This is a genomic window from Mesorhizobium sp. 43Arga, from assembly GCF_053714255.1.
Genome location: NZ_JBSKBO010000002.1, coordinates 533,547 through 551,848, shown reverse-complemented (window position 1 = coordinate 551,848; position 18,302 = coordinate 533,547). Strand labels below are relative to the sequence as shown.

21 protein-coding genes are annotated in these 18,302 nt (G+C 63.2%); 10 read left to right on the top strand and 11 right to left on the bottom strand.

Annotated features, from left to right (window positions below; genetic code table 11):
- Positions 1-36: 36 nt before the first annotated feature.
- The 4 genes from tam to ACWGS8_RS09130 all read left to right on the top strand — a co-directional run bounded on the left by tam (position 37) and on the right by ACWGS8_RS09130 (position 3,261).
- Positions 37-807 (top strand): trans-aconitate 2-methyltransferase, encoded by a 771-nt coding sequence (gene tam, locus ACWGS8_RS09145; RefSeq protein WP_454580612.1) that lies wholly within the window; start codon positions 37-39, stop codon positions 805-807.
- A 281-nt stretch (positions 808-1,088) separates the two neighbouring features.
- Positions 1,089-1,424: a hypothetical protein gene (locus tag ACWGS8_RS09140; protein WP_454580611.1), complete on the top strand. Its 336-nt coding sequence runs from the start codon at positions 1,089-1,091 to the stop codon at positions 1,422-1,424.
- Positions 1,425-1,556: 132 nt separating this feature from the next.
- Positions 1,557-2,678, top strand: a complete 1,122-nt coding sequence (locus tag ACWGS8_RS09135) for a beta-ketoacyl-ACP synthase III (RefSeq protein ID WP_454580610.1) — start codon at positions 1,557-1,559, stop codon at positions 2,676-2,678.
- A 166-nt stretch (positions 2,679-2,844) separates the two neighbouring features.
- Positions 2,845-3,261, top strand: coding sequence for a GFA family protein (locus ACWGS8_RS09130; protein ID WP_454580609.1), 417 nt, complete (start codon positions 2,845-2,847; stop codon positions 3,259-3,261).
- Between the two features lie 25 nt (positions 3,262-3,286).
- Here ACWGS8_RS09130 and ACWGS8_RS09125 read toward each other — a convergent pair whose 3' ends face one another.
- The 3 genes from ACWGS8_RS09125 to ACWGS8_RS09115 all read right to left on the bottom strand — a co-directional run bounded on the left by ACWGS8_RS09125 (position 3,287) and on the right by ACWGS8_RS09115 (position 4,792).
- Positions 3,287-3,853, bottom strand: a complete 567-nt coding sequence (locus tag ACWGS8_RS09125; protein ID WP_454580608.1) for a methyltransferase family protein — start codon at positions 3,851-3,853, stop codon at positions 3,287-3,289.
- 98 nt (positions 3,854-3,951) lie between these two features.
- Positions 3,952-4,350, bottom strand: coding sequence for a VOC family protein (locus ACWGS8_RS09120; RefSeq protein WP_454580607.1), 399 nt, complete (start codon positions 4,348-4,350; stop codon positions 3,952-3,954).
- A 19-nt stretch (positions 4,351-4,369) separates the two neighbouring features.
- Entirely contained in the window at positions 4,370-4,792 is a 423-nt protein-coding gene (locus ACWGS8_RS09115; RefSeq protein ID WP_454580606.1) for a hypothetical protein, read from the bottom strand.
- 196 nt (positions 4,793-4,988) lie between these two features.
- Here ACWGS8_RS09115 and ACWGS8_RS09110 point away from each other — a divergent pair, with 196 nt between their 5' ends.
- Together ACWGS8_RS09110 and ACWGS8_RS09105 are read left to right on the top strand one after the other, a co-directional pair.
- Complete coding sequence (locus ACWGS8_RS09110; RefSeq protein ID WP_454580605.1) at positions 4,989-5,546, top strand: TetR/AcrR family transcriptional regulator; 558 nt, start codon at positions 4,989-4,991, stop codon at positions 5,544-5,546.
- 17 nt (positions 5,547-5,563) lie between these two features.
- Entirely contained in the window at positions 5,564-6,181 is a 618-nt protein-coding gene (locus tag ACWGS8_RS09105; protein ID WP_454580604.1) for an MOSC domain-containing protein, read from the top strand.
- A 63-nt stretch (positions 6,182-6,244) separates the two neighbouring features.
- Here the strand turns inward: ACWGS8_RS09105 and ACWGS8_RS09100 are convergent, their stop codons facing one another.
- The 4 genes from ACWGS8_RS09100 to tsaA all read right to left on the bottom strand — a co-directional run bounded on the left by ACWGS8_RS09100 (position 6,245) and on the right by tsaA (position 9,244).
- Entirely contained in the window at positions 6,245-7,084 is an 840-nt protein-coding gene (locus tag ACWGS8_RS09100; protein ID WP_454580603.1) for an SDR family oxidoreductase, read from the bottom strand.
- 132 nt (positions 7,085-7,216) lie between these two features.
- A complete protein-coding gene (locus ACWGS8_RS09095; protein WP_454580602.1) occupies positions 7,217-8,179 on the bottom strand; it encodes a D-amino acid aminotransferase in 963 nt (320 codons plus the stop codon).
- 229 nt (positions 8,180-8,408) lie between these two features.
- Positions 8,409-8,723 carry a DUF2293 domain-containing protein gene (locus ACWGS8_RS09090; RefSeq protein WP_010910283.1) on the bottom strand — a complete coding sequence of 105 codons (315 nt, stop codon included), beginning with the start codon at positions 8,721-8,723 and terminating at the stop codon, positions 8,409-8,411.
- The gene (tsaA, locus tag ACWGS8_RS09085) at positions 8,720-9,244 is read right to left on the bottom strand and encodes a tRNA (N6-threonylcarbamoyladenosine(37)-N6)-methyltransferase TrmO (RefSeq protein WP_454580601.1); all 525 of its coding nucleotides are present in this window, start codon (positions 9,242-9,244) and stop codon (positions 8,720-8,722) included. The genes ACWGS8_RS09090 and tsaA overlap by 4 nt, the downstream gene beginning before the upstream one ends.
- 194 nt (positions 9,245-9,438) lie before the next feature.
- Here tsaA and ACWGS8_RS09080 point away from each other — a divergent pair, with 194 nt between their 5' ends.
- Positions 9,439-10,461, top strand: a complete 1,023-nt coding sequence (locus ACWGS8_RS09080) for an ArsR/SmtB family transcription factor (RefSeq protein ID WP_010910281.1) — start codon at positions 9,439-9,441, stop codon at positions 10,459-10,461.
- Positions 10,461-11,378, top strand: a complete 918-nt coding sequence (gene metF / locus ACWGS8_RS09075) for a methylenetetrahydrofolate reductase [NAD(P)H] (RefSeq protein ID WP_454580600.1) — start codon at positions 10,461-10,463, stop codon at positions 11,376-11,378. Before ACWGS8_RS09080 ends, metF begins: the two co-directional genes overlap by 1 nt.
- 520 nt (positions 11,379-11,898) lie before the next feature.
- Here the strand turns inward: metF and ACWGS8_RS09070 are convergent.
- A complete protein-coding gene (locus ACWGS8_RS09070) occupies positions 11,899-12,816 on the bottom strand; it encodes a DMT family transporter (protein ID WP_454580599.1) in 918 nt (305 codons plus the stop codon).
- Positions 12,817-13,018: 202 nt separating this feature from the next.
- Between ACWGS8_RS09070 and ACWGS8_RS09065 the strand changes: the two genes are divergently transcribed.
- A complete protein-coding gene (locus tag ACWGS8_RS09065) occupies positions 13,019-14,239 on the top strand; it encodes an alanine racemase (RefSeq protein ID WP_454580598.1) in 1,221 nt (406 codons plus the stop codon).
- A 102-nt stretch (positions 14,240-14,341) separates the two neighbouring features.
- On the opposite strand, the gene ACWGS8_RS09060 is transcribed toward ACWGS8_RS09065, so the two are convergent.
- Positions 14,342-15,073 (bottom strand): SDR family oxidoreductase, encoded by a 732-nt coding sequence (locus tag ACWGS8_RS09060; RefSeq protein ID WP_454580597.1) that lies wholly within the window; start codon positions 15,071-15,073, stop codon positions 14,342-14,344.
- 130 nt (positions 15,074-15,203) lie between these two features.
- Between ACWGS8_RS09060 and ACWGS8_RS09055 the strand changes: the two genes are divergently transcribed.
- Positions 15,204-16,112: a LysR family transcriptional regulator gene (locus ACWGS8_RS09055; protein ID WP_454580596.1), complete on the top strand. Its 909-nt coding sequence runs from the start codon at positions 15,204-15,206 to the stop codon at positions 16,110-16,112.
- Between the two features lie 44 nt (positions 16,113-16,156).
- On the opposite strand, the gene ACWGS8_RS09050 is transcribed toward ACWGS8_RS09055, so the two are convergent.
- Complete coding sequence (locus ACWGS8_RS09050; RefSeq protein ID WP_454580595.1) at positions 16,157-17,335, bottom strand: lytic murein transglycosylase; 1,179 nt, start codon at positions 17,333-17,335, stop codon at positions 16,157-16,159.
- Between the two features lie 122 nt (positions 17,336-17,457).
- On the bottom strand, positions 17,458-18,258 hold the full coding sequence (locus ACWGS8_RS09045) for a glycoside hydrolase family 25 protein (protein ID WP_454580594.1): 801 nt from the start codon (positions 18,256-18,258) through the stop codon (positions 17,458-17,460).
- Between the last annotated feature and the right edge of the window lie 44 nt (positions 18,259-18,302).

The following is an 18,302-nucleotide window of genomic DNA, read 5'->3' as shown; positions in this document are numbered from 1 at the left end:
GGGCGGTGAATTCTCAAAGCCACGTGAGGAGTTCAAATGGCTGACTGGTCCGCCGCCCAATATCTGAAATTCGAGGATGAGCGCACGCGGCCGGCGCGTGATCTCGCAGCGCAAGTGCCGGTCGACTTCCCGCGCCGGGTCGTCGACATAGGCTGCGGGCCTGGCAATTCGACCGAGCTTCTGGTCGAGCGCTGGCCGGATGCGCAGGTGATGGGCTTCGACACCTCGCCCGACATGATCGAGAAGGCGAGGGCGCGCCTGCCCAATGTCAGCTTCGACCTGGCGGACGCGTCGACATGGCAGCCGGCCGAACCGGTCAATGTTATCTTCGCCAACGCGGTGTTTCAGTGGCTGCCCACGCATCCGGCGGTGTTGCAGCGGCTGATGGGCTTTCTGGCGCCCGGTGGCGCGCTGGCCGTCCAGATGCCCGACAATCTGCTTGAGCCCTCGCATCAGATGATGCGGGAAACCGCCGCCGAAATGCCGTTCGCCGAGAAGCTCGAGGGCGCGGCGCGCGGGCCGTTGCCGCCGGTGTCGTTCTATTATGACCTGTTGTCTCCGCTCTCCGACCGGCTGGATATCTGGCATACGGCCTACAACCATCCCCTTGCCGACGCAGAGGCGATCGTCGAATGGGTGAAGTCCACCGGGCTGAAGCCGTTCCTCGATCCGCTGGACGCCGACGAGCGCAAGATGTTCCTGGATAACTACACGGCCAAAGTCAAACAGGCCTATCCCAGAATGGCGAACGGCAAGGTTCTGCTGCGCTTTCCGCGTATCTTCATTGTCGCCAAGAGGGCCGGCTAGGATATGTTGATATTCAGGTGATGCCGGGCTGCAAACGGCTGATACCTGCGCTTCCCCGTTCTACTGCATCGCAGTAGAACTGTACTCACGTACGAAAAGTCCGCTCCGCTCCGGTTCTCGGAAGCCACCGCTTTCGACTCGGCCTGACCTGAATCTCAACACATCCCATGAAAGAACTATCCACTTCGCCTGCAGCCCGTTGCGGCCGCTTGACCCTGTTTCGCCGTCATGCCCAATTCATCGCGTGGGGCCATGATGGCCAGCGTGGCTAGGGGGAAATGATGAGTTTGAAAAGGTTGCTCTATGGGGGCTGCGTGTGCGCCGCGGCACTTCTGGCGTTCTCGGTTTCGGCGCAAGCCAAGCGGGCCCGCTGCTTCACCACGGATGATGGGTATTTCTCGTGCAGCTACCGCGCGATCGATGATGCCGGCAGCTTCCGCATCTCGGCGCCGGGTTACCCGACCTATGTGCTGGAGATCGACGGGCCGGGCTTTGCCTATGGCTATGTCAATCTCGGTCGCCGCAATGTGCCGCTGCCGGGGCAGTTCGTGCGCAGCCGCGACGACGGCGCCTGCTGGAACAACCCGCAGACCAACACTAAGCTGTGCGCCTGGTGAAATCCTGGCTTAAGCCCGCCTGAATCCTTTGGTTTAAGCTGGCGTAAACCCGCCGGATGAGAAAAGTGTTGCGCCGAAGCGTTTCGGCGCCCACATGAAGCCGCAACGCCTGCGGATGGGACGGACTGAAACATGCATCGCGTCATCATCAGCGGCATCGGCGCTGAAATTCCTGAAGCTGTCATCACGAATGAAGAACTGGTCGAGAGCTTCAACAGCTGGGTCGACACGGAGAATGCGCGCCGCCAGGGTACCGGCGAGGCGCTGCTGCAGAAATCCGACGCCGACTTCATCGTCCATGCCTCGGGTGTAAAATCCCGTCATGTCATCGAACGCGAAGGCATTCTCGATCCGACCCGCATGACGCCGCGCATTCCGGCGCGGCCCGACGACGCGCTGTCACTGGAGGCCGAGTTCGGCATTGCTTCGGCCAGGAAAGCGCTCGACCATGCCGGGCTTGAACCGTCCCAGATCGATCTGATCATCTGCTCGGCCTCGCACCACCAGCGGCCCTATCCGGCGATCGCCATCGAAATGCAGGAGGCGCTCGGCACCACCGGCGCCGGCTTCGACATGGGGCTCGGCTGTTCGTCAGCGGCGGCTGCGCTGCACATGGCGGTCAATCTTGTGCGCTCGGGCGCGCACAAGCGCATCCTGGTGACCACCCCGGAAATCATCACCGGCCATCTCAATTTCCGCGACCGGCAGACGCATTTCATCTTCGGCGACGCCTCGGTGTCGATGGTGGTGGAGGGGCTCGCCCAGGGCGACAAACGGCCGGGGCGTTTCGAGGTTCTGGACACGCGGCTGTGGACGCAGATGTCGAACAACATCCGCACCAATCTGGGCTACCACACCCGCACCGCCCAGGATGATCCCTACATGATCAACCTGGAAGGCAATCTGATCAAACAGGTCGGCAACAAGGTGTTCAAGGAAGTCACCGTCGCTGGCCAGAAATTCATCGTCGAGTTCCTGGCCGAGCACGGGCTGACGCCGCAGGCGATCCGGCGCTTCTGGCTGCATCAGGCCAATGCGCGCATGAATGCGATGATCCTGAAACTGTCGTTCGGCCACGATGTCGACCACGATCGCGCGCCGATGGTGCTCGAGCGGCTGGGCAATACGGCGGGCGCCGGCGCCATCGTCGCGCTGTCGGAGAACCATGCCGACATGAAGCCCGGCGATTTCGGCTTGATCTGCGCCTTTGGTGCGGGGTATTCGATTGGCGGCGCGCTTATCCGGATGCTTTAGGCATGTCGCGGTGATACTGGCCTGAAAGGCCATACGGACCTTCGTCCTTCAGCCGGGCCGCTTCGCGCCGTTTTCCACTCCCGTTCAACCTGACCTGACTCTCGCACAGCCTGTGTCGGGGTCGGCTTGAATCAACGCGATCCCCTTTCAGAAAAGGAGAGTTCCAATGATCGATGCCCGATGCAGCTGCGGTGCCCTCAGGCTGACGCTGACAGGACCATCAAGACTGGTTGTCGCCTGCCACTGTCTCGATTGCCAGCGCCGAACCGGCGCGCCCTTCGGCGTCGGCGCCTTTTATCCGGCTGACGCTGTCGCCATCTCTGGAACCGCGAAAGAATTCACCCGCGATGCGGCAAGCGGCGGCAAGGTGCACAATTACTTCTGTCCCGCCTGCGGCTCGACGGTCTTTTGGAAAGCCGACAGGCTGCCGTCGATGCTCGGTGTCGCGGTGGGTGCGTTGGCCAACCCGAACTATCCGCCTCCCGTCCGGTCGATCTTCGAACAGCAGAAACATGATTGGGTTCAAATCGACGGTGCGGTCGAGCATTTTCGGCAAGGCAGCACGGCGGGGAAATCGAACTGAGCTGGCGTTCGCCGACCTTGGCGCGTCAGGCCGGCGTAAACGGAACCAGCATCGGCACCCGCCGCGCGTAGTCGTCATAGGCGGGGCCAAGTTCGCCGCGCAAGAAGCGCTCCTCGAGTTTTGCCTTGATGACGATGCCCATGGTGAGCAGTGCGACACCTGCAATGCCCCAGACAGTGCCTTTCGCCGCCATGGTGGCGAGGAGCGCCAGCAGCAATCCTGTGTAGATCGGATGCCGGACCAATCCATAAGGGCCTGTGTCGACCACGCGGTGGTCTGCCTTGGCGGTCACCGAGGCCGACCACAGCCTGCCCAAATGAATACGCGCCCACCACGAGAAGATGAGGCCGATGGCGATCAGAGCAATGCAGGCCCAGGCCTCGGCCAGTGTCGGCGTCCACAATCTCAACCTGCCCTCGTAGCCGTGCGCCGGGACGAACAACAGAACGGTGCCTGCCAGCCAGAACACACGATAACGGACCTCCGCGCCGATGGTGGCGCGTTTTTGAGCCGGATCAGCCCATACGGCGGCCGCAATCCAGGTGACCACCCAGACGAGCCAAAGCAGCGCGATTGCCGTCGCCGGTCGCATGAGAACCTCCGCAGTGTCTCGCCACAATGAAAGCGATCCGGCGCGGCGGCAATGCGGCACCAATTCCATTTCCGGTAAGAAGATCGTGATCCTCGCCTTCATTCACCCGAGCAGTTGAACATCCACTGCACGCCATAGGCGTCGACCAGCATGCCGAAGCTGGTTCCCCAATATTGCCGCGACAGGGGCACGGTGATGCGGCCGCCGGCGGCCATGTGGGCAAAAAGCGCACGCATGGCCACCAACTCGTCGAATTCCAGCATCATGGCGGAGCCTTTCATCGGCTCGGCATCGTCATTGTCGGAGGCATGGAACAGCACGCCTGGACCTTCGAAGCGCGCATGCAGGATTTTTCCGCGCATGGTTTCGGTTCGCACCGGCATGCCGTTGTCGCCCCAGCGCAGCAGGATGGTTCCGCGGCCGAGGCCGCACTGCTCATAGAAGGCCAGCGCCGGCTCGCAGTTGGTGGTGAAGAACAGCGAAGGGGAGAGCCGCATCCTGTCTTTCCCTGTCAGATCAGTGCGCGGCGGCGGTGGCGGCGGCAATGAGAGCGTCGCCGGTATATTGCCTGTCGCCGATGCCCCAGCCGCCATCGGGTGCGTTGACGATGTTGATCCAGGTGTTTTCGGGCTTGTGCCCGGGCACGCAGAGTTCGGCGACGATGCCTGCGGCCGTGGTGATGAAGGCCCGGCGGGCCTCGATCGAGCCAAGGCCGATATTGGGCAATTTCAGCTCCACCATCACGACAGGCCTGTTGGCGCCGCCGGCATAGATGTGGCGGGACGGCAGGACGTGGACCGTGCCGCCGACGATGGCGCTGAAGAAGGAATTGCCGGTCGCGCCGGAAGCTTCGATGAGGGCGGCGCTGAGGCGCGGCAGCATCTCGCGTTCTCCGGCCTCTGTCAGGACACCTTCCGGCGCGGTCACGGTGATGGGCATTTGGTCTCTCCTCGTCCTCGGGCTGCACGGCCTTGCAGGAAGATCATCTTCCGGCTTGCCATGTTTCGTATCAATTGTTACGTTATGTGCGGCGAGCAAGTCAACAGGTTTCGTATCGATCACTATGGATAATTTGGAAAAGGCCAGGGGTGGTCGTCCTCGCGCGTTCGACCCCGACCGGGCGCTGGATGCGGCGATGCATCTGTTCTGGGAGCACGGCTATGAGGCGACGTCGCTGGCCATGCTGCGCGAGGCGATGGGGCTGACGCCGCCGCAGATCTACAACGCCTTCACCGACAAGGAGACTTTGTTCCGCAAGGCGCTGACGCGCTACCACGAGACGGAGATCGGCTTTGCGCTGGACGCGCTGAGCGCGCCGGTGCCGACGCGCGAGGCGATCCGGCGGTTGCTGCTCGGCGCGGCCGAGGCCTATTGCAGGCCCGGCAAGCCGGGCGGATGCCTTTTCGTCAGCGGTGCGCTGGCAGCCTCGCCGCAGGCGCAAGCCATCGCGAATGAACTCCAGGCCTATCGCAAGGCGAGCGAGGCGGCGATCGCGGAGCGTCTGGCCAGGGGCCAGGTGGCGGGCGATCTGCCGCAAGGCTTCTCCGTCGAGAGCTTCGCCAAATATATCGCCGGCGTCATGAACGGCATGTCGATCCAGGCTCGCGACGGCGCATCGGCCGATGAGTTGCGCATTATGGCCCAAACCGCTCTTGCGGCCTTGCCGCCCGAAGGGCAAGAACGGGGAGCGTGATTCAAGGACGGAACGCCATGCTGGATCTCTTCCCCGAAGCCGAGAAGCCGGTCGAAATCATCCCGGCAAAGAAGCTTTCCGCCCGTGCGGCAGCGCTCTATGTCGCGCCGGCGGAGCATTTCCAGACAAGATCGGTGGAGGAATTGCGGCTTGGCTTCGACGGCATTTTGGGCGATTTCCACGCCGGATCGACGCGGCGCTCGGGCGGGCGCGAGCCCTGGTATCCGCGCGGCACCGAAATGCGCAACGAGCGGCAACTGTCGATCGTGGCTGCGGACGAACTGGCCATCGTCGCCGGGCGGATGGGCCTTCCCGAAATCAAGCCGGAATGGATCGGCGCCAATCTGGTGATCGAGGGCGTGCCGCATCTGTCGATGCTCCCGGCCGGCACGCTGCTGTTCTTCAAGGACGGCGTCACCCTCAAAGTCGACGGCCAGAACGGACCATGTCGCATCGCCGGGCGATCGATCGCCGAAAATGCCGAAATGGCCGACATCGAAGCCGGCGCGCTGCTCTTTCCCAAAATGGCCAAACGGCTGCGTGGCGTGGTCGCCTGGGTCGAGAAGCCCGGAACGATCAGGGCCGGCGAAGAGATTTCGGCGCGGGTGCCGGAGCAGTGGATTTATCAGGCATAGCCGCGCGTTCTCATCGTGGCCGAAGGGCTACGCCGCCGATGAGCGGCGTAGCAAGTGCCAGCCTCAGCCCTTGCGGTTCTTGTTGGCGCCTTGCGCCATGACGGACACGTGGTCCCACTTGTCCCAGGTGGCGAGGCGGTTGGCGTATTCCTGGCGGATCATCGGCAGGCCGCCGTCACCGAAGAACACGCGCAGCGGCGGCTCGGCGGCGTCGACAATGGCCAGCATCGCCGGGCCGGTCGCCTCGGGATCGCCGGCGACCGAGTTGGCGCGGCGCTCGGCCATCTTGGCGCGGGCAGGTGCGTAGGCCTCGATCGGCTTGGAGACCTTGGCCGAGGCGCCGGACCAGTCGGTGGAGAAGCCGCCCGGCTCGACCAGCGTGACATGGATACCGAATTCCCCAACCTCGATGCTGAGCGACTGGCTGAAGGCTTCCAGCGCCCATTTCGAGGCGTGGTAGAGGCCGAGCGAGGCAAAGGCGTTGACGCCGCCGATCGACGAGATCTGGATGATGTGGCCAGACCGCTGCGCCCGCATGATCGGCAGTACCGCCTGCGTGACCCATAGAGCGCCGAACACATTGGTTTCGATCTGGTCGCGGGCTTCCTGCTCGCTGACCTCCTCGATGGCGCCGAAATGGCCGTAGCCGGCATTGTTGATGACGATGTCGAGCCGGCCGAAACGCTTGTGCGCCTCGGCGACAGCGGCATCGACGGCTTTCTTGTCGGTGACGTCGAGCTTTATCGCGGCGATGTTGTCGCCATATTTTTCGACCAGATCGGCGAGCGTGCCGGCGTCACGGGCGGTCGCGGCAACGCGGTCGCCGCGCGCCAGTGCGGCCTCGGCCCAGACGCGGCCAAAACCCTTCGACGATCCGGTGATGAACCAAACCTTGTTTGTCATGATGTGGAATCCTTGCCCCTGCGGGCGCAATTTTGGATGAAAGCGGAGGCTTCTCCGCTTTCGGGCATATACGGTCTATGCCGTGATTTTCCAGAGGCGAGGGGGGAATCTTTTTCACCGGACGCCCTTTGATCAGGAATACCTCACCTGAGACGACCAGGCCGGTTCGTCGTGCTTTTGCCAATAGAGTGTCATCAGCCTGGTGGTAACCGGCCCGACCTTGCCGGTGGCGACCGCCGCGCCATCGATCTCAGTCACTGGCATGATGCCGCCCGCGGTCGAGGTGATGAAGACCTCGTCGGCCGCCTTGAGCGCCGCGACGCTCACATCCGCGGCGGTGGCGACAAGACTTTCTTCGGCGCAGAGATCGAAGACGGTGCGGCGGGTGATACCGGGCAGCACGCCGATGGCCGGCGTGGACAGTCTGCCATCCTTGACGCAGAAGACGTTGAAGCCAGGACCCTCGGCGACATTGCCGTTGAAGTCGAGGATGAGCGCGGTCTCCGCGCCTCGGTCATAGGCGTCGTAGAGGCCGCGCACCAGATCGAGCCAATGGTAGTTCTTGATCGACGGATCGACCGAGGCCGGCGGGATGCGTACCTTGTCGCTGATGGCGACGCGCAGGCCGCGCTGCAACTGCTCGGCACTGGCGACCGAGCCGAAGGGCACGGCGAAGGCCATGAAGCGGTTGATCGCCTGGCGGGGATCGCGGCTGAAGGTCGGCGAGGCGCCGCGCGTGCACAGCATTTCGACATAGGCGGCGCGATGGCCCGAAAGGGCGACGCAATTGTGCACGATCTCGGCCACGCCATCCCTGTCGAAGGGGATGGCCATGCGCAGCTTTTCGAGCCCACCGAAGAAGCGGTCGAGATGCTGATCGAGGCGGAAGAAGCGGCCGTTCCAGACATGCACGGTGTCATAGGTGGCGTCGGAATGCAGGAAGCCCCAGTCCAGCACCGACACCTTGGCCTGCGACATCGGCAGATACTGGCCGTCGAGGAAGGCGATTCCGTCGGGATAGGCATGCGGGTCGACATGGCGGTCGCCGACTGTGGGCCGCGGCTTTGAAGCCTGTGTTGCTGTCGTCTGGGCCATCGGGGCCTCCTCGCGCGCAGGGCGGGTCATCAGCCTACCGGCCCGGGACAGGAGGCATAGAGCCAACTGCCCGGCACCGTTCGTCCTCCACGATCCGGTCGATACACCGGATTGGAACTGCCTTATGATCGGATGGCTCGGAGCGGGAGGGGATATGACCAGGCTTGGGTGGCCAGGCCGACGGCCAGCCCTACAATGCGATCGCCGTGCTGACCAAGCAATAGCGGCCTCATTCCTCTTCGTCATCGGCGTCGAGCAGGCGTGTCGCGCGCCAGCGGGTGAGCATGATGTTGGTCTGCTCGATGACGAAGAAGCGGGCGGAGTCGCGGTCGTAGCCCTCGGCCAGCAGCTTTTCGTAGTCGGTATGCATGTGGCGGATGTGGGCAATGGTTGCCAGCCACACGGCAATGCCCGGCGGCAAGGTCTTCATATGCACCGCGCCGGCATCCGCACGGATCTTTTCCATGTCGGCATAGGGCGCCAGCGGCAGAAGGGCGGTCAGCGCCTTGGCGATGGCGCGGCGGCGGCCGGTCGGTGCTGTCATCGTTCATCGCGTCCTTCGAGGATCGCCTCTGGCATGGCGTCGGTCGAGGCGAAATAGGGCTTGACGTCGATGACCGGCGTGCCGTCGAGCACGTCGATGGCGTCGAGATCGATGCGCCCAGTGGCGATGTCCAGTCCGATGAGCCTTGCCACATGCAGGCCGACCGGGTTCGGCCGGGCAGGGGAGCGCAGGCCGAATACGCCTTTCGCTTCAGCCGCATGGCGAGGTTTTTGCACAATCAGATTCCGCGGCGCGTAATGCAGCCAGGACAGGACGATGACATGGCTGGCGCGCTCCAGGCCCTGCAAGCCGCGGCGATAGGGCGCGTCGATGGTCAGCACCGCCGGCTGCCCGGTCTCGCGCGCCGTGCGCATGTTTTTCGGGCAGCTCTCCCTTGTCGTCCAGCGCGAGGCGATGCGGCCGATGAAGACGATTCCGGCATCCGCCGGCATCGTTGCCGGATCCTGTTCCAGCCTCTGCTCGCCTTCGCGTGGCTCGAACATTTCGCGCGACCCGGTCATTCTGCCCATCTCTGTGCTGGTGGCTGTCATTGTCAGAAGACCGCTACACTTTTTTGGGCGGCGCGCACTGGAAAATCACGCATGCGGCATTTTCTTGTCCGGAAGCGACATAGCGCTTGCAAGGTTTTGAAAATCGACATAAACATATGTTTATATCTTTTTCAAAGTGAATGCGCTGAAAAGAGAATACGCTGATGCATGTTTCGCTCGACACGATGGTGGATACGCTGAAGGCGGCGGCCGAATCCAGCCGCCTGCGCATATTGGCACTGTTGTCGCGTGGCGACCTCACCGTTTCCGATCTTACCGAAATTCTCGGCCAGTCGCAGCCGCGCGTTTCGCGGCATTTGAAGCTGCTTCTCGAGGCTGGGCTGATCGACCGCTACCAGGAAGGGTCATGGGCGTTCTTCCGCTTGTCGGATGCCGATTCCGCGCGTGACTTCGTCATGGGGCTGGTTTCCAGCATTCGCGGCGCCGATCCGCAGGTCGAGCGCGACCTCGAGCGGCTGGCCTCGGTCAAGCGCAAGCGGCAGGACCGGGCGGCGGAGTATTTCTCCGTGAACGCCGCAAGCTGGGACCATATCCGCTCGCTGCATGTGCCGGACCGCGCGGTCGAGGCGGCGATGCTGAAGCTGGTCGGCAAGCGGCCGTTCCAGTCGATGCTGGATCTCGGCACCGGCACCGGCCGGCTGCTCGAAATCTTCTCGCCGCTCTACCGGCGCGGCGTCGGCATCGACATGTCGCGCGAGATGCTGACCGTGGCGCGCGCCAATCTCGACAAGGCCGGCGTTTCCAACGCGCAGGTGCGGCAGGGCGACATCTTCTCGCCGCCGGTCGAGCGCGATGCCTTTGATCTCGTCACCATCCACCAGGTGTTGCACTATCTCGATGATCCGGCCCGCGCCATCCACGAGGCGGCGCGGCTTTTGCGGCCGTCGGGCCGGCTGGTCATCGTCGATTTCGCGCCGCACACGCTGGAATTCCTGCGCGAAGAGCACGCACATATGCGGCTCGGCTTCTCCGACCGGCAGATCGGCGAGTGGTTTGCCGAGGCCGGGCTCGATCTCGAGGATGCCCAGGAATTCGAGCCGCGCGGCGGCAGCGAGCCCAGGCTCACCGTCAAACTCTGGCTTGGCCGCGACCGCCGCCTGCTGATCGCCGACCCTGCCAATGACAGCCAGCAGACCAAAGTGAATTCGATAGGGGAAATCGCCTGATGAACCAGTTCCGCTTTTCCCGCCGCCCCGACATTGGCGACAAGGTCAAGGTTTCCTTCGAATTCTTCCCGCCCAAGAATGACGAGATGGAGGCGCGGCTGTGGGACACGGTCACACGGCTGGAGCCACTGAAGCCGAAATTCGTCTCGGTGACCTATGGCGCCGGCGGCTCGACGCGTGAGCGCACGGCGCGCACCGTCGGCCGTATCCTGAACGAGACCAGCCTGACGCCGGCCGCGCACATGACCTGCGTCGATGCCGCCCGCCATCAGGTCGACGCGGTGATCCAGGAATTCGCTGATATGGGCGTCAAGCGCTTCGTCGCCCTGCGCGGCGATCCGGCCGAGGGCGTGGGAACCGCCTATCGCCCGCATCCGGACGGCTACGCCAACGGTGCCGAGCTGGTCGGCGCGATGAGGGACGCGGGCGATTTCGACATTTCGGTTTCGGCCTATCCGGAAAAGCATCCGGAAAGCCCCGACTTCGCCACCGATATCGACATGCTGAAGCGCAAGGTCGACAATGGCGCGACGCGGGCGATCACCCAGTTCTTCTTCGACAATGATCTCTACGAGCGCTATGTCGAGCGCGCGCGCCGGGCCGGCATCTACATCCCGATCGTTCCCGGCATCCTGCCGGTGCATAATTTCACCCAGGTCGCCAATTTCTCGGCACGCTGCGGTGCGCTGGTGCCGGCATGGCTGGCCGAGCGCTTCGACGGCCTGCAGAACGATCCGCAGACCCATGCGCTGGTGGCGTCCGCCGTCGCCGCCGAACAGGTTCTCGACCTTGTCGAGCGCGGGGTTGGCGACTTCCACTTCTACACGATGAACCGCGCCGACCTCGTCTTTGCCATCTGCCATATGATCGGCATCCGCTCGCACGAGGCGGAGGCGGCAGGTTCGGCTGCGGCGTGAGGTTTAATGCATGTCGCCCAAAAGTGGCCCCGGTTTGGGAGAGCGGCATGCATAGAAACAAAGACCTAGAGCGCGTCGCATGAATCCGTTCAAACGCGACCCGCTTTGGCCTGAACAGCGAAAGGCCGGGTAAAAACCCGGCCTTTCGAATTGCTTAGACTATCTGGTGCTGGTCTTCCCCGTCTTGGCGGGTTCAGGGAAGGACGCCCATAATGAGGGCGCCGATGAAAGCAAACGCAGCACAAATCATCAATGCGTTGATTGGCCTCGTCAGTCCCATGTCATAGCCTCCTCTTAAAGAGCTATGGCTACGAGTCTAGGTTCATTTGTGCCACAGGCAAGCAGAAAATGTGCTGCATTGCGACGTGATTGTGAAATTTGCGACCCTGGTTTTGCCGTTAGCCGTTGAAACTTCTCGGCAAAAACCCGCTTTCGACCTGTGAATAAATTGTGGCGGGGACGTGTCGATGCTGTGTCATGGCAGCGCTACCGCGGCGAAAATCGACTTCGACTTTCGTGCCTAACGTCTTCCAAGGACACGTCCATCGATTGTGAGAAGACCAAGACCGATCAGCACCACGCCGCCGATCTCGAACAGTTCCAGCCGCTCGCCCAGGAAAAGAAAACCGAGCAGCATGGCGCTGGCCGGCACGATGAGCGTGACCAGCGAGGCGTTGGTGGCGCCGGCCGAGGCGACGAGGTTGAAATAGAGGATGTAGGCGAAGGCGGTGGACAAAAGCGCCAGCGCCAGCACCGCCGCCCAGACTGGCGGCGAGGCCGAGAACAGGCCGGCGGGCCCGTGCGTGAGCAGCACGACCGGTATCATGATGATGGTCGAGGCGGTCAGTTGCCCAGTGGCGATGACCGGCGAGGGTACGCCCTTGAAGCGGCGGGCGACCATCAGCGCGACGCCATAGGACAAAGACGCGCCGATCAGCGCGAATTTCGCCCAGACCGGGCCGCCAAGCCCGGCGAACAGGCCGGGACCGATCATGACGGCGGTGCCGGCGACGCCGAGCGCGATGCCGGCGAGCTTGTTCCAGGAGAGCTTTTCGTCCGATGTCAGCGCGTTGGCAAGGATCAGCGTCCAGAATGGCGTCGTCGCGTTGAGCACCGAGGCGACACCGGCGCCAAGCTCGGTCTGGCCGGCGAAGATCAGCGAGAAGGGGACGACATTGTTGGTGAAGGCCAGCAGGAAGAACAGGCCGGCATGGGGAAAGGCAAGGCGGAAGGACGGACCACGCAGGCCGAGATAAATCTGCAGCGCGATCGCCGCGATGGCGACGCGAAACAGCACCAGCACCAGCGGGTGAAGCTCCGCCACCGCGATGCGGGCGAAGAAGAACGAACCGCCCCAGATGGCGCCAAGCAGCAGCAACTGCCCCCAGTCGGTGAGTGTCATCGGTCCGCGCGGCGCTGATGTGGCGGCAATTGCCATGTGGATCGTCCTCCCCCGACATGCCGGCTCGAATGTCACCCGGCCAGGCACAGGCTATCGGGTGCGGCGACAAACGCCACCCGAAAGCTGATCGCTGGCAAACGATGCTGCCACCGCAGCGTCAAACGTACGAGACACAGAATTGTTTTCATTGGCCGCTAGCTTGGATTAATTGTGCGCAGCCGAGATCGAGGATTCGTCAATGCAGCGATTCGAAAATGCCCGCGAAGCGGCACTGGCGCTTCGTCCTGACGATCCGGTCTATTGCTTCCGCCCGCAGGTGCTGGAGGCCGATGCCAGGCAGTTCATGGGCATGTTCCCCGGCAAGACCGCCTATGCGGTCAAGACCAATGGCGAGCAGATCGTGCTGAAGACCTTGGTCGAGGCCGGCGTCGCCGCCTTTGACGTCGCTTCGCCCGGCGAATTCGCTGCCGTGCGCGCGGTCTCCCCCGATGCCGAGATGCTCTACATGCACCCGGTCAAGGCACAGTCGGATATCAAGCTGGCGCTGGAGAAATACGGCATCCGCGTCATTTCGCTCGACCATGAGGACGAAATCACCAAGCTGACGCGGGTGGTGCGGGCACTCGACATCGACCCCGGCTCGATCAGCGTGTTCGTGCGCATCCAGACGAAAGGGTCGGCGGCTTACGAACTGTCGAAGAAGTTCGGCGCCGGGCCGGCCTATGCGGTAGAGCTCGCCGAGCGGCTGAACCGCACCGGCTACAAGGTCGGCCTGTGTTTTCACGTCGGCAGCCAGATCGAGGATCCCGACACCTATGAGCGGGCGCTCGCCTCGGCCGACTGGGTGCGCAACCGGCTGACCTTCGACATCGCCGGGCTCGATGTCGGCGGCGGCTTTCCGGCCGAATACGGCCATGATCCCAACCGCAAGCAGATCGAGATGCCGTCGCTCGGCCAGATCATGTCCCGGCTTTCCGGGGACCTGAAGGAGTACCAGTTCGACCAGGTGCCGCTGGTGGCCGAGCCGGGCAGGGTGATCGTGGCGCGCTGTCTGTCGCTGATCGTGCGCGTGCTGTTGCGCAAGGGCAAGCGGCTCTACATCAATGACGGCATCTGGGCGTCGCTATCGGATTCATGGACCGGCAAGATCACGCTGCCGGCGCGCTTCATTCCCGATCCGGCGATCAGGACCCGCAATGGCGCTGAAAAGAACATTGTGCCGTTCAAGGTCTGCGGCGCGACCTGCGATTCCGTCGACATCCTGTCCAGGCCGTTCTGGCTGCCGGAAACCGTCGACACCGGCGACTGGATCGAAATCGGCCATATCGGCGCCTATTCGCTGTCGCTGCGCACACGCTTCAACGGCTTCTATCCAGACACATTCGTCGAGGTGACGACGCCTTTCGACGAGGGTGACGCGCCGCAAGGCTTTGCAAGTTTGGAGACGATGGCGGATTAGGCAGTAGGCAGTAGGCAGTAGGGATCGTTGATTATTCCGTCGCTTTGAATATCACCTTTGGCATTTGCCTAATCCCTACTGCCTACTGCCTAATTCCTACCCTTACGCCACTCCGCCCCCCGCCTGAATGTTCTCGCCGGTCAGCCAGCGGGCCTCGTCACTGGCCAGGAAGACCGCGACGTCGGCGACATCGTGCGGCGCGCCGATCCTGCCGAAGGGCGACATGCCGGCCGCTACGGCGCGGTCACGCTCGGGCAGCAGATCCGTGTCGGTGAAGCCCGGCGACAGCGCATTGACGGTGATGCCGCGCGATCCGAGTTCACGCGAGAGTACGCGGATGAACTGTTCGACGGCGCCCTTGCTGCCGAGGTAGAGCGCCGTCTGCGTGAAGAACATCTTCGTGCCGCCGGTGGAGACGGCGATGATGCGGCCACCGTCGCGCACCCGGCGCGCTGCTTCCTGCAGCGTGAAGAAGGTGCCCTTGGCATTGGTGCCGAAGACCTGGTCGAAATCGGCTTCGGTTGCTTCGGTCAGCGGTTTGATGACGGCGACGCCGACATTGGCGACGACGATGTCGATTGCGCCGAGCGTAGTCTCGGTCTCGTCAAACAGGCGGCGGACATCCGAAACGCTTGATATGTCGGCCTGGATGGCGATTGCCTTTCCTCCCTTGCCGGTGATGCCGGCGACGACCTCATCAGCGGCTTTCTGGTTGCCGACATAGTTGATGACGACTGCAGCGCCCTGGGCGGCGAGCCCTTCGGCGATGGCCCGGCCGATGCCGCGCGAACTGCCGGTGACGATTGCGGTTTTGCCGTGCAGAGACTGGGACATGACCAATTTCCTTCAACCATTCTGGCCCGCGGTTTTGCCCGCGATGTGGCCGATGGCTGAGAAATAGCGGCATGCAATTGATCGGATAATGACCTATTATCTGATTGGCTTGTTAATCCATGGATACATAATGCGCGGATCCGAATTCACTGAGCTCAAGGCATTTTCCGCCATTGTCGAAGAAGGCAGTTTCGTTCGTGCCGCAGCCAGGCTGCGTATATCGCCGCCGGCGCTCAGCCAGTCTATCCGGCAGTTGGAGGCGCGCGTCGGCGTCAGGCTCCTCAACCGCACGACGCGCAGTGTCTCCGCGACCGCGGCTGGTGATGCGCTTTTTTCGCGCCTTGCCGTCGCCTTTGGTGAACTGGAAAGCGCCATTGCCGATGTTCATGCGGCGCGCGACCGGCCGGCGGGTTCGCTACGCATCAATGTGCCGCGTGTCGCCGCCATGCGGTTCATCGCGCCGATCCTTGGGGACTTTCAGCGCAGCTATCCCGATATAACGCTGACCGTTATCGTCGATGACACGCTGGCCAACATCGTCGAAGGCCGGTTCGATGCAGGAATCCGGCTCGGCGAGCGGCTGGAGAAGGACATGGTGGCGGTGAAACTGAGCGAGGATTTGCAGATGGCCGCGGTGGCCGCTCCTGCCTACCTCGAGAACCGGGCCTTACCTCGTCATCCGCAGGAACTGCACCAGCACCAATGCATCAAATTCGAGTGGCCGGGCGGCGGCAACCTCTATCGATGGGAGTTCGCGCGCGGCAAACGAGCCCTCGAAATCGCCATCGAAGGCAGCCTGACCGTCAACGATACCGAACTGATGCTCAATGCCGTGCTGGATGGCGCGGGCATTGCGTACATGTTGGAATACCAGGTCCGGCCCTGGATCGAGCAGGGCAGGCTGGTCCGTTTTCTGGAAGGCTGGTCGCCCAGCTTTCCCGGCTTCTATCTATACCACCCAAGTTCGCGGCACGTGCCGCCGGCCCTGCGGGCATTCATCGATTTCGTGCGGGCGAGGAGAGTAGTGAGTAGTGAGTAGTGAAAAATTCCCTGCTGACTATTCCCTACTGACTACTCACCCCTTCACAGCTTCGCCAAAAGCTCCGGTGTCGGCCAGCCATCCACCGGCAGGCCAAGCCGCATCTGTTCCTTGCGGATCGCTTCGCGGGTGTTGGTGCCCAGAATGCCGTCGACCGTGCCGACGTCGTAGCCTCGGGCCTCGAGCTTGGTCTGCAGCGCCTTCATCTGCTCGTTGTTGAGGCCTTGGTCCGGGTTGCGCGGATCAAGCGGCGACGCGCCGGCGAGCCGCGCGGCGAGGTTGGCCGCGGTCAGCGCGTAGGTGAAGGACTGGTTCCATTCGAGATAGACGTCGAAATTGTCATAGGTGAGGAACGCCGGGCCCTTGCGGCCCATGGGCAGCGCCAGGCCGGCCTTGAGGCCCTTGTCGACAAGCGGCGAGCCGTCGGGATTGGTGACGCCCCACTGCGCCCATTGTGTCAGCGGCAATTTGTTGGTGCGCCCGGTCTGGTCCCAGGGCATCTCGTCGGGCACATGCACTTCCTGGATCCAGGGTTCGTCGCGCTTCCAGCCGCGCGACAGCACCTTGTTGGCGGTGGTCATGATGACGTCGGGCACGCTGTTGCGCAGATCGATCTTGCCGTCGCCGTCGCCGTCGACGCCCCTGGCCAGATAGTCCGAAGGCAGGATCTGCGTCTGTCCGATCTCGCCGGCCCAGGCACCCTTGACGTCGGCCGGCAGCACGCCGCGATCAATCAGCTCCAGAAGCGGCACCAACTGCTGGCGGAAAAGCTGGGGGCGCCGGCAATCATGCGAAAGCGTCACCAGCGCGCTCAGCGTGTGGAAATCGCCCTGCACGGCGCCGAAATCCGTCTCCAGCGCCCAGAAGGCGGTGATGACCGGCGCCTGCACGCCGAACTGCCGGTCTGCGCGGGCGAAGACGTCGGCGTATTTCTTCATGTTCGCCGCGCCTTGCTTCAGCCGGTAAGCCGAAATCATGCGGTTTGAGAATTCGATGAAGGTCTGGGTGAAGACGCCCTGGGCGCGGTCGCGCGCCAGCGCACGCTCGTCAAAGGTGGCGTCTTCCAGCGCGTCGAGACCGACAGCGCCGACACCGGCCGCCTTGGCTTCCGCCGCCACGCCCTGTTTCCAGGTTTCGAAGTCGCCGCCGCATTCCTGCGCCATCGCCGGCAAGGCCGTGGCGCACAGGAATAGCGCCGCGAGGGCTTGGGAACGCAGTCGCATCAGCTTCCTTTCGAAACGAAGAGGGTATTGTCGTGCCTGGCTGGAAACCCAATGCCCCTGGATTACCGGCGGTTGCACTCTTTACCACTGGCTGTGTCGAAAAGCAGGCGGCAGGCCCGGTGTCAACGGGTGTTCTGCCGCAGCCACTTATTCCATGCGGCTTCGCTGCCATTGAAGACGTTGATGTCCGATTTGCCGGTCATGCCGGGGACGATGCCGGTTCCGGTGTATTGCCAGAAGGTGAAGGGGTGGCTGCCGTATTTTTCGCGCGGGTGCCCGGCGACCGAGCGCAACCAGTAGGGATAGCCGCGGAAAGTCGACAGTTCGTTGTCGTCGAAGAAGTCGACCGAGGTGTAGATGATCGGCTTCTTGCCGTAATGCCGCTCGACGATCTGGAGGAAGGTGGTCATCTCCGCCCGCACCGTGGCGGCGTCGGGACGCAGCCTGCAGGTAGGTGATTTCGGGTTCCATTCCATGTCGAGCACCGGCGGCATGGCGGAGCGGTCGACAGGAACGTTCTGGATGAACCAGCGTGCCTGCTGGGCGGCCGGGGTGCAGAAATAGAAGAAATGATAGGCCGCGCGCGGAACGCCGGCGGCTTTCGTGCGCGCCCAATGCTCGTTGAAATACTCGTCGAAGCGGTCGCCGCCTTCGGTCGCCTTGACGAAGGCGAAGGAAATGCCGCTCGCCTTGGCCGTCGGCCAGTCGACCGAGGTCTGGTACTTGGAGACGTCGGTGCCGTGAACGGCATAGTTCCACGGCGCGCCGCTGTCCCATTCATGCGGCTTGGAATCCTCGAAGCGCGGCGCGCGCACGGCGACCGTCGGGCTGCTGGAAGCGGATGGCGACAGCGGCGACAGATCGTCCACGGTCGAGCAGGCGCCAAGCAGCGTCAGCATGAAAAGGGCCGCAAGACGGCGCATCACAACTTCCAAGCCGGAATCAGCCGGTCGCTGATGGGTCTGTG